At 59.3% G+C, this 10,049-nt stretch carries 11 protein-coding genes; 8 read left to right on the top strand and 3 right to left on the bottom strand.

Annotation, left to right across the window (positions count from 1 at the left end; genetic code table 11):
* Positions 1–179 precede the first annotated feature (179 nt).
* From APH36_RS29165 to APH36_RS32265, 3 genes are all read right to left on the bottom strand, one after another.
* Entirely contained in the window at positions 180–680 is a 501-nt protein-coding gene (locus tag APH36_RS29165) for a peroxiredoxin (protein ID WP_060501670.1), read from the bottom strand.
* Between the two features lie 177 nt (positions 681–857).
* Positions 858–1,148 (bottom strand): hypothetical protein, encoded by a 291-nt coding sequence (locus tag APH36_RS29160; RefSeq protein ID WP_060501668.1) that lies wholly within the window; start codon positions 1,146–1,148, stop codon positions 858–860.
* A 329-nt stretch (positions 1,149–1,477) separates the two neighbouring features.
* Positions 1,478–1,618, bottom strand: a complete 141-nt coding sequence (locus APH36_RS32265) for a hypothetical protein (RefSeq protein ID WP_177337144.1) — start codon at positions 1,616–1,618, stop codon at positions 1,478–1,480.
* A 491-nt stretch (positions 1,619–2,109) separates the two neighbouring features.
* Here APH36_RS32265 and APH36_RS29155 point away from each other — a divergent pair, with 491 nt between their 5' ends.
* The 8 genes from APH36_RS29155 to APH36_RS29120 all read left to right on the top strand — a co-directional run bounded on the left by APH36_RS29155 (position 2,110) and on the right by APH36_RS29120 (position 10,026).
* Positions 2,110–3,093: a DUF1852 domain-containing protein gene (locus APH36_RS29155; RefSeq protein WP_060501666.1), complete on the top strand. Its 984-nt coding sequence runs from the start codon at positions 2,110–2,112 to the stop codon at positions 3,091–3,093.
* A 27-nt stretch (positions 3,094–3,120) separates the two neighbouring features.
* Positions 3,121–4,155, top strand: a complete 1,035-nt coding sequence (locus APH36_RS29150; protein WP_060501664.1) for a methionine synthase — start codon at positions 3,121–3,123, stop codon at positions 4,153–4,155.
* Between the two features lie 25 nt (positions 4,156–4,180).
* Complete coding sequence (locus APH36_RS29145) at positions 4,181–4,690, top strand: flavin reductase family protein (protein ID WP_060501662.1); 510 nt, start codon at positions 4,181–4,183, stop codon at positions 4,688–4,690.
* A 98-nt stretch (positions 4,691–4,788) separates the two neighbouring features.
* Entirely contained in the window at positions 4,789–5,718 is a 930-nt protein-coding gene (locus APH36_RS29140; RefSeq protein WP_060501660.1) for a LysR family transcriptional regulator, read from the top strand.
* A gap of 372 nt (positions 5,719–6,090) precedes the next feature.
* Positions 6,091–7,500, top strand: a complete 1,410-nt coding sequence (locus APH36_RS29135; RefSeq protein ID WP_060501657.1) for a circularly permuted type 2 ATP-grasp protein — start codon at positions 6,091–6,093, stop codon at positions 7,498–7,500.
* Between the two features lie 3 nt (positions 7,501–7,503).
* Positions 7,504–8,454, top strand: coding sequence for an alpha-E domain-containing protein (locus APH36_RS29130; RefSeq protein WP_060501655.1), 951 nt, complete (start codon positions 7,504–7,506; stop codon positions 8,452–8,454).
* The gene (locus tag APH36_RS29125) at positions 8,451–9,230 is read left to right on the top strand and encodes a transglutaminase family protein (RefSeq protein WP_060501654.1); all 780 of its coding nucleotides are present in this window, start codon (positions 8,451–8,453) and stop codon (positions 9,228–9,230) included. Before APH36_RS29130 ends, APH36_RS29125 begins: the two co-directional genes overlap by 4 nt.
* A gap of 73 nt (positions 9,231–9,303) precedes the next feature.
* Complete coding sequence (locus APH36_RS29120; protein ID WP_060501652.1) at positions 9,304–10,026, top strand: hypothetical protein; 723 nt, start codon at positions 9,304–9,306, stop codon at positions 10,024–10,026.
* Positions 10,027–10,049 lie beyond the last annotated feature (23 nt).

Genomic DNA, 10,049 nt, shown 5'->3' with positions numbered 1-10,049 from the left:
GAAAAAGCCCCGACCATCGATGGCGGGGCTTAGGGTTACGTCAGGATTCACACGCGCAACGTCCTATGGCCCGCCCAAGGCAGTCCTCATGGGACGCATCATGTTCACGCGGCTGTAAGTCGTCATAGGGGCATCATCAGATGCTTCATCGAGGGTGTCAAATTTGGGGGCGGGTAAACCTAGCGCAGTGCAGCCAACACGCTCGCCGCGTCGCTGACCTCGAACTTGCCAGGCGCTTCCACCGCAACGTGCTGGACGATCAGGTCGTCGACCACCATGGCATAACGCAGCGAACGGCGCCCCAGCCCGCGGGCCGACAAGTCCTGGATCAAGCCCAGTGCATCGCTGAAGTCGCCATTGCCATCGCCGATCATCTTCACGGCATCGCCCACCTGCAGGCTGTTGCCCCAGGCATTCATGACAAAGGCATCGTTTACCGAAACACAGAAAATTTCGTCAACGCCAGCCGCAAACAATGCTTGTGCCTGCGCTACGTAACCCGGAACGTGGCGTTCGGAGCACGTGGGCGTGAACGCGCCAGGCAAGCCGAAAATAACCACTTTTTTCTGCTTGCACCGGTCGCGAACAGAAAAGGCATTCGGGCCGATCGCACAGATGCCAGCATCGTTGTTGTATTCGTAAAGGGTAACGTCGGGCAGTTGATCGCCAGTTTTGATCATCGTTGTTTCCTGCATCAGGTGATGATTGAGCAAGCCATGATGCCGCAGTCTGGTCGAAATGTCCGTGGTTGCCGTGCGGGTTTGATATCCCTGGCAGCTGAAATGCAAAAGCCGCAGCCTCTTGCGCGAACAGGAGACTACGGCTTGGGTGTTGATGACGCTAGCGGCCCAACCCCGTCAGACCGGCGCCACACCGATTTCAGCGCAATACGCTTCGGTTGCCTGCTCGATCACCTTGATATTCTTGTTGGCACGTACCAACAAGAAAACACCGAGCCCAATCATGATGATGCCGGGTACAAGCATGAACAGCATAGGCAACCCGAGGATGATGCAAAACCAGCCCACCAGTTTGAGGAACTTGGCAGCCTTGAGGAGCATGCTTTTCTGCGAGTAAATGGCGTCCGCGTCTTTGGTCGGCAGCATCTTGTAGCTGCCAATGATTTCCCGCTCGTTCGAAAACAGCATGGTATGCCTAATTCCCTTTAGTAAGTGTGTGAATTTACGCCACAGCAACCTTTGCGCTGTTGAAATAACACGAGGCTTGTCTAACGATTCACTGCGAGCCGTCCATGTATCTCACGAAGCTCAGGCGCTGCCAGGCGTTTGAGCTGGCGCAATGTAACCATGGTAAAGAACCCTTGTTCAATCGATTCTCTGGCCCGACAGGCACAGGCAGAATTATTCCCTGTCGCAAGGAACTCTTTAAACCAGGCGATGTCCTGATGCAACTTTGTCTGCGCAACGCGCCGAATAATATTATTATGATATCACCCTGAATGTGGCGCATCGCCTGTTCAGCGGGCCAGTATCGCCTGATGATGGTCGATCGAAGGCACAGCGTCCTGAACGCGCCGAGCCCTCAGCCATTCGCGCATTCGCGCAGTATCGAAAATCTGCCCCTCCTCCATCATGGCCAGGATGAGCGTTTGGGACATTCGGTAACATCCACATCGAGAACAACACCGCGCTTCCCATCCGTGGGCGCATTCGACAGTTTCAGCCTGCCCTGCGCAGATCAGACAACTCATGTAAGTCCCCTTTTATTCTTCTTCCATGAAGGGTGGTTGCAAATTCAAAAGATTAGTATGGCTTTCGATTGACATGAGATTTTCGTGCCAAGTCCCAAAATACCTTCTGCGCGCTTGAGAACCAGGCATGGCCCGAGGAGCGCTCATCTACAGTACAGGCTGTCATCCAAGGGCTCGCTCGGCGCGTCCATCAGGCACACGCCTGGTACTGGCCATGGCACCCATCATGAGCAACGCTAAAAAACCTGTGAATTATCTTCAATACCTTTCATGTAGACGCCCTGCTTAAACTACGTCCTGATCAAGCATCAGCATAAAGTTTGTTGAGCGAAGGCCCCGGAAGGTGCAACTGGACAGCACTGGAAGGCTCGACCTCAAGCATCAGGACACCGCTCACCATGAATACAGCACCTACGTTTAGCGTCAAGCGCATTGCCTTCGACGAACATTATCACCCTGCCGAAAACACCCGCATCACCACCAACTTCGCCAATTTGGCGCGGGGGGCGAACCGCCAGGAAAACCTGCGCAACACCTTGACGATGATTGACAACCGTTTCAACGCCCTGGCGCATTGGGATAACCCCGACAATGACCGCTACCACGTCGAGCTGGAAATCATTTCGGTGGAAATGAACCTGGAAGCCGAACAGCACGGCAATACCCTGCCGTTGATAGAAATGCTGAAAACCCATATTGTCGACCGCACAACCAATACCCGCATCGAGGGCATGGTAGGCAATAACTTTTCCTCGTACGTTCGCGACTACGACTTCAGTGTACTGCTGCTGGAGCACAACAAGCATCGGTCAACCTTCAGCACGCCCGAGCACTTTGGCGCGCTGCACGGCAACCTGTTCAAGTGCTTCGTAAATTCGCAAACGTACCAGCAGCATTTCAACAAACCGCCGGTTATCTGCCTGAGTGTGTCGAGCAGCAAAACCTACTACCGCACCGAAAACCAGCACCCTGTACTGGGCGCTGAATACCAGCAGGATGAATACTCGCTGACGGACGAATACTTCAAGAAAATGGGTTTGAAGGTTCGCTATTTCATGCCACCGGACAGTGTTGCCCCGTTGGCATTCTATTTTGCCGGTGACTTGCTCGCGGATTACACCAACCTTGAGCTGATCAGCACCATCAGCACCATGGATACCTTCCAGAAGATTTACCGCCCCGAAATCTACAATGCCAACTCTGCAGCCGGCAAGGCCTACCAGCCCAGCCTGAAGCATCAGGACTACTCGCTCACGCGCATTGTCTACGATCGGGATGAGCGCAGCCGACTGGCGATCGAACAGGGCAAATTTGCCGAGGCGCACTTTGTCAAACCCTATCAGGCCACCCTTGAGCAATGGTCCGCTCAATACGCCCGTTGAATCATTCAAAGTACAAGGTCATCGCTCATGAACACGCTACTCCCCACGTCCACTGCCGGCAGCCTGCCTAAACCGTCCTGGCTTGCCCAACCTGAAACACTCTGGTCGCCGTGGAAGTTGCAGGACGCGCAACTTATCGAAGGCAAACAGGATGCCCTGCGCCTGGCCTTGCAAGAACAACAACACGCCGGCATCGACATTGTCAGTGATGGTGAACAAACACGTCAGCACTTCGTCACCACCTTTATCGAGCACCTGAGTGGTGTTGATTTCGAGCGACGCGAGACCGTTAGAATCCGCGATCGTTACGACGCGAGCGTGCCAACCGTGGTGGGTGCTGTCGCCCGACAGAAACCCGTGTTTGTCGAAGATGCCAAGTTCTTGCGCCAACAGACCACGCAGCCGATAAAGTGGGCGCTGCCTGGTCCCATGACCATGATCGATACCTTGTACGACAGCCACTATAAAAGCCGCGAGAAACTGGCCTGGGAATTCGCCAAGATTCTCAATCAGGAAGCCAGGGAGCTGGAAGCGGCCGGTGTTGACATCATTCAGTTCGACGAACCGGCATTCAATGTCTTCTTCGACGAAGTGAATGACTGGGGCGTGGCCACGCTGGAAAGGGCCATTGAAGGCCTCAAGTGCGAAACAGCCGTCCACATCTGCTATGGCTATGGCATCAAAGCCAATACTGACTGGAAAAAGACCCTGGGCTCGGAGTGGCGGCAATATGAGCAAGCCTTCCCCAAACTGCAACAGTCCGGCATCGATATCATCTCGCTGGAATGCCATAACTCGCATGTTCCAATGGACCTGATCGAGCTGATTCGCGGCAAGAAAGTCATGGTCGGCGCCATTGATGTGGCCAGCCATGTCATTGAAACACCGGAGCAGGTTGCCGACACCCTGCGCAAGGCACTGCAGTTCGTCGATGCCGACAAACTCTACCCGTGCACCAATTGCGGTATGGCACCCCTGCCTCGTCAGGTAGCCAGCGGCAAGCTCAAGGCGTTGAGTGCAGGCGCGGCAATCGTCCGTCAGGAACTCGTCAACGCACGCTGAAGCAAACGCAGCCACAGGACCTACTATGTTGCTTTCCGGTAAGGCTATCGAGCCGTCGATTTTTCGCCAGGCGCTTGGGCACTTCGCATCCGGCATCACGGTGATTACATCGTACATTGACGGTGAGCCGGTCGGCTTCACCTGCCAGTCGTTCTACAGCGTGTCGATGAGCCCTGCGCTGGTGTCATTCAGCGTGATATCCCGTTCGGCCAGCTATCCGAAGATTCGCCAGGCTGGCCGCTTCATGGTCAACATCCTGTCAGGTGAACAGGTCGGCATTTCCAACCGCTTTGCGCAGCGCGGCACCGATAAATGGCAGGGCGTGCAATGGCAGATATCGCCCCTGGGTAACCCGATCATTGCTGGCAGCATCCACTGGCTTGATTGCGAAATTCACGCCGAACACGCCGCCGGGGATCACCTGATCGTGATTGGTGAAGTTAAAGCACTGAGCCAGCAGGCATCGGCTGATGCGCAGCCACTGCTGTATTTCAAGGGGCAATACCGCAACATCGCCGCGCACAACGCGGCTTGAGCCTCTGCCCCACCAACGGAAACCTACTGAAAGGGATTGCCAGGGCCGCTCGAGCGTGAGGAGAACCCACGTTCATCGAGTTGGTCCGTAATTTACCCATGATCGATTTACGCCACCTGCGAACCCTCCACGCGCTGCGTGAAACCGACAGCCTGCACGAGGCCGCCGAGCGCCTGCACCTGACCCAATCAGCCCTGTCGCACCAGTTCCGCGACATGGAGGAGCGTATCGGCATGCCGCTGTTCGTGCGCAAATCCAGGCCGGTGCGCTTCACCAGTGCGGGGCTGAAACTGTTGCAGCTGGCCGACCAGGTGTTGCCGCAAATTCGCAGTACCGAACGGGACCTTGGCAAGCTGGCCGGGGGCTCGGCCGGGCGGCTGCACATCGCCATCGAATGCCACAGTTGCTACCAGTGGCTGATGCCTTCAGTGGATGAGTTTCGCAGCGCCTGGCCAGAGGTGGAACTGGACCTCGCCTCCGGTTTTTCCTTCGCACCACTGCCAGCCCTGGAGCGCGGCGACCTGGACCTGGTAGTCACTTCCGACCCGGTAACACTGCCGGGCATCACCTACGTGCCGTTGTTCGGTTATGAGGCACTGCTGGCCATCGACAACCACCACGCCCTGCGCGACAAGCCTTACCTGGAACCTTCCGATATCGCCCACCAGACGCTGATCACCTACCCGATCGAACGCGCTCGCCTGGATATCTTCAGCCGCTTTCTCGACCCGGCCGACGTCGAGCCGGCACAGGTACGCACCTCGGAACTGACCGTGATGATGATGCAGCTGGTAGCGTCCGGGCGCGGTGTCTGCTGCCTGCCCAACTGGGCAGTGCATGAGTACAGCTCGCGTGGCTATGTAACTGCCAAGCGCCTTGGCGAACAGGGCTTGCAGGCCAGGCTCTACGCCGCACTGCGCAGTGACATGCTGGAAGTGCCATACGTGAGCGATTTTCTGCTCACCGCCAAGGACATCTCCTTCACCACGCTGGCGGGTGTCAGCGTGGCGTCAGGGCCCGTACTCTGACAGCTGCGCGTCCTTGGCAGTCCACGCCCCAATTCGGGTCAAAATCGATAACGGGGTTCAAAGCGCCCTTTTTTGATGCACGCCTGGCTGTCGGCCCGGCGTTGCTCACTCGTAGCTACAGCAAACACCGTCCCGTACTGCCACGGATTACCCGCCCAAATCCCGTGTTTCGCGGCGTTTCCCCCTCAACATCCCCGCTGCACAGCGTTTTCGGCACCTTCATTGCAATGCTTGTTGTGCTCACCGCACAGGCAATCCATCGCAACCGAGGCTCACGCGAGACACGGCACCCACCGACCCCAGCAAGGCAGCACCCCGAAAAACGCAGATGAACCGCAATGAAGCTGCCGGCAACGGCGGCAAGGAGTGGGTATGTCCCGGGCTTTTTTCAATGAAATGTACGAAGCGAACGGCAGTTGCCGCCCGCATTATCAGGAGTTCGCCCGCTGGCTGGCGAACACCCCGCTGGAGCTGCTGGAGCAGCGCCGACGTGAGGCGGACCTGTTGTTCCACCGCGCCGGCATCACCTTCACCTTGTACGGCGACAGCCAGGACACTGAGCGCCTGATCCCCTTCGATATCATCCCGCGCAGCATCCGCGCCAGCGAATGGCGCACGGTCGAGCGCGGCTGTATCCAGCGTGTGCAGGCGCTTAACCTGTTCCTGCAGGACATCTACCACGACCAGCGCATCCTCAAGGCCGGTATCATCCCGCCCGAGCAGGTACTGGCCAACGAGGGCTACCAGATCGCCATGCAGGGCCTGGACCTGCACCGCGGGCTGTATGCCCACATCGCCGGTGTCGACCTGGTGCGCGATGGCGATGGCAGCTACTTCGTGCTGGAAGACAACCTGCGCACCCCCAGCGGCGTCAGCTACATGCTCGAAGACCGCAAGATGATGATGCGCCTGTTCCCCGAACTGTTTGCCGCCCAACGTATCGCCCCCATCGACCACTACCCCAACCTGCTGCTGGACACGCTCAAGAGCGCCAGCCCGCTGGACAACCCCACGGCCGTGCTGCTCACCCCCGGCCGTTTCAACAGCGCCTATTTCGAGCATGCGTTCCTGGCCCGTGAAATGGGCATCGAGCTGGTCGAAGGCGCCGACCTGTTCGTGCGTGACGAGCATGTCTACATGCGCACCACCGCCGGCCCACAGCAGGTTGATGTGATCTACCGCCGCCTGGACGACGACTACCTCGACCCGCTGTCGTTCAACCCGGACTCGATGCTCGGTGTACCAGGGCTGATCTCGGTGTACCGCGCCGGCAATGTGGTACTGGCCAACGCCGTCGGCACCGGCGTAGCCGACGACAAGTCGATCTACCCCTATGTCGACGACATGATCCGCTACTACCTGGGCGAAGAGCCGATCCTGAACAACGTGCCCACCTGGCAGTGCCGCAAGCCTGCGGATCTGTCCCACGTCCTGGCCCACCTGCCTGAACTGGTGGTCAAGGAAACCCAGGGCTCCGGCGGCTACGGCATGCTGGTTGGGCCGGCATCGACCAGTGCCCAGATCGAAGACTTCCGCGCGCGCATCAAAGCCCGCCCGCACGCCTATATCGCGCAACCCACCTTGTGCCTGTCCACCTGCCCGACCTTTGTCGACAGCGGCATCGCACCACGCCACATCGACCTGCGCCCGTTCGTGCTTTCGGGCAGTGAAACCCGCCTGGTGCCCGGCGGCCTGACCCGCGTGGCGCTGAAGGAAGGCTCTCTGGTGGTCAACTCGTCGCAAGGCGGCGGTACCAAGGACACCTGGGTGGTGGAGGACTGAACCATGCTTTCGCGAACCGCTTCCGACCTGTACTGGATGTCGCGCTACCTGGAGCGTGCAGAAAACCTCGCGCGCATGCTTGAGGTCAGCTATTCGCTGTCGTTGATGCCCCAGGCCGGGCGCAGCGATGGCCATGCCGAGCTGGCGATGTCGCTGCTGGCATCCGGCACGCTGGACGACTACATCCGCCGGCACACCGAGCTCGACACCGAGCGCATGCTGCACTTCTTCGCCCTCGACGCGACCAACCCCAGCAGCATCTATTGCTGCCTGCAGGCCGCCCGCACCAATGCCCATGCAGTGCGTGGCCGCATCACCGCCGACATGTGGGAAAACATCAACGCCACCTGGATCGAGATGCGCAATATCGCCAGCAATGGCCTTGGCCGCTATGGCATCAGCCAGTTCTGCGACTGGGTCAAGGAACGCTCGCACCTGTTCCGTGGCGCCACCTCCGGCACCATCATGCGCAACGATGCCTACAGTTTCATCCGCCTGGGCACCTTCCTGGAACGCGCGGACAACACCCTGCGCCTGCTCGATGCGCGCTATGAAATGTTCGGCGAAACCTCCGAAGAGGTCAGCGACGATTCCGCCCGTGGTTATTACCAGTGGAGCGCCTTGCTGCGTGCGCTGACCTCGTATGAAGCCTTCAACGAGATCTATCGCGCCGCCCCCAGCGCGCGGCCGGTGTCCGAGCTGCTGCTGTTGCGGGTGGACGTTCCACGCTCGCTGCATGCCTGCATCGAGGAACTGGACCTGATCCTGGCCGGCCTGCCGGGCAGTACCGGGCGCGCCGCACAGCGCATGGCGGCCGAACTCAACGCGCGCCTGCGCTACACCGCCATCGATGAAGTCCTCGAAGCGGGCCTGCACCCTTGGCTCAGCGATTTTATCGGCCGCATCAACCAACTGGGCCAGGCGGTCCATCACTCCTACCTGGAGGTTGTATGAAACTGTCCATTCGCCACGACACCACCTACAGCTATGCCAGCGACGTCAGCAACAGCATCCAGTTTCTGCGCCTGACGCCGCGCAGCAGCGCACGCCAACGCATCAATGAATGGCAACTGGGCCTGCCCTGCAAGGTCAAAAGCCAGATCGACCCGTACGGCAACATCCTGCATGTGCTGACCCTGGACAAACCCCACGGCCACCTGGCGCTGACTGCCAGCGGGCAAGTAGAGATCGACCCGGACTGCGAGCAGGAGGCCGAAAGCCAGTCTCCCCTGCCATTCCTGCGTGTCAGCCGCCTGACCCAGGCCGATGACACGCTCAAGGCCTTCGCCACCCGACAATGTGGCGAGCACCGAGACCGGGCGGCATTGACGGGGCTGATGCAAGGCTTGGCCGAGCACATGCCCTACCGCCCGGGGGCCACTTCGGTGGGTACCACCGCGATCGAAGCATTCAACGGCGGCGCCGGGGTGTGCCAGGACCACACCCACGCCTTCCTGGCCTGCGCCCGCAGCCTGGGGGTGCCGGCACGCTACGTTTCGGGCTACCTGTGCACCGAGGACGAGCAGCACCTGGCCAGCCACGCCTGGGCAGAAGCCTGGATCGACGACGCCTGGTACAGCTTCGACATCACCAACCGCCTGACGCGGCCAGACCGTCACCTGAAGCTGGCGGTTGGCCTGGACTACCTCGATGCCTGCCCGGTCCGGGGCGTACGCCGCGGCGGCGGTATCGAATCGATGCAGGCCAGCGTTCACGTGCACCGCCAGTGACACGTTTGCAGCAGGCCGGTCTTGCCGCGCAGATGCGGCAAGACCGCTCCATATCCAATACCAGGGAAACCGCATGACTTACTGTGTCGCCATGCACCTTGAGGACGGGCTTGTCTTCATCAGCGATTCACGCACCAACGCCGGCATCGACCAGATCTCCACCTTTGCCAAGTTGTTCGTGTTCAGCGTGCCGGGCGAGCGGCTGATCGTGCTGCAGACCGCCGGCAACCTGGCAACCTCGCAGTCGGTGGTGAACCTGCTGCAGCAACGCAGCCAGGGCAGCGGCCCTCACCTGCTGAACGTTGGCACGCTCTACGATGCAACGGTGCTGGTCGCCGACACCCTGCGCGAAGTGGTCAACCGTGACCGCAGCAAACTTACGGGCGACATCGACCTGAGCAGTTCATTCATTGTCGGTGGCCAGATAGCCGGCGCACCCATGGCCATCTACAACGTCTACGCGCAGGGCAATTTCTTCCAGGCCACGCCAGACACCCCGTTCCTGCAACTGGGCGAAAGCAAATACGGGCGGCCTATTCTCGACCGCAACCTGCAATACCAGACGCCACTCGATGAGGCGTTGCGTTGCGGCCTGATTTCGTTCGACTCCACCATCCGCAGCAACTTGTCGGTGGGCATGCCGCTGGACTTGCTGGTGTACCGCGAAGGCAGCCTGGAATGCATGACACGCAAACGCATTACCGGTGAGGATGCGTATTACCAGCAGATTCGCAGGCAATGGAGCGATGGGTTGAAGCGGTTGTTGGCTGAGCTGCCTGCGCCGCCTTATAGCTGATTGAGCAAACCATTCGTACCCTC

Source organism: Pseudomonas sp. NBRC 111133, from assembly GCF_001320605.1.
In the GTDB taxonomy this organism is placed as follows: domain Bacteria; phylum Pseudomonadota; class Gammaproteobacteria; order Pseudomonadales; family Pseudomonadaceae; genus Aquipseudomonas; species Aquipseudomonas monteilii.
Note: the sequence above shows the minus strand (reverse complement) of the source record. Positions and strands in the feature narration are given on the sequence as shown.

Coding starts and splice junctions, on each gene's coding strand:
- APH36_RS29165 (WP_060501670.1), bottom strand. CDS start 680: ATGATCAAAACTGGCGATCAACTGCCCGACGTTACCCTTTACGAATAC.
- APH36_RS29160 (WP_060501668.1), bottom strand. CDS start 1,148: ATGCTGTTTTCGAACGAGCGGGAAATCATTGGCAGCTACAAGATGCTG.
- APH36_RS32265 (WP_177337144.1), bottom strand. CDS start 1,618: ATGTCCCAAACGCTCATCCTGGCCATGATGGAGGAGGGGCAGATTTTC.
- APH36_RS29155 (WP_060501666.1), top strand. CDS start 2,110: ATGAATACAGCACCTACGTTTAGCGTCAAGCGCATTGCCTTCGACGAA.
- APH36_RS29150 (WP_060501664.1), top strand. CDS start 3,121: ATGAACACGCTACTCCCCACGTCCACTGCCGGCAGCCTGCCTAAACCG.
- APH36_RS29145 (WP_060501662.1), top strand. CDS start 4,181: ATGTTGCTTTCCGGTAAGGCTATCGAGCCGTCGATTTTTCGCCAGGCG.
- APH36_RS29140 (WP_060501660.1), top strand. CDS start 4,789: ATGATCGATTTACGCCACCTGCGAACCCTCCACGCGCTGCGTGAAACC.
- APH36_RS29135 (WP_060501657.1), top strand. CDS start 6,091: ATGTCCCGGGCTTTTTTCAATGAAATGTACGAAGCGAACGGCAGTTGC.
- APH36_RS29130 (WP_060501655.1), top strand. CDS start 7,504: ATGCTTTCGCGAACCGCTTCCGACCTGTACTGGATGTCGCGCTACCTG.
- APH36_RS29125 (WP_060501654.1), top strand. CDS start 8,451: ATGAAACTGTCCATTCGCCACGACACCACCTACAGCTATGCCAGCGAC.
- APH36_RS29120 (WP_060501652.1), top strand. CDS start 9,304: ATGACTTACTGTGTCGCCATGCACCTTGAGGACGGGCTTGTCTTCATC.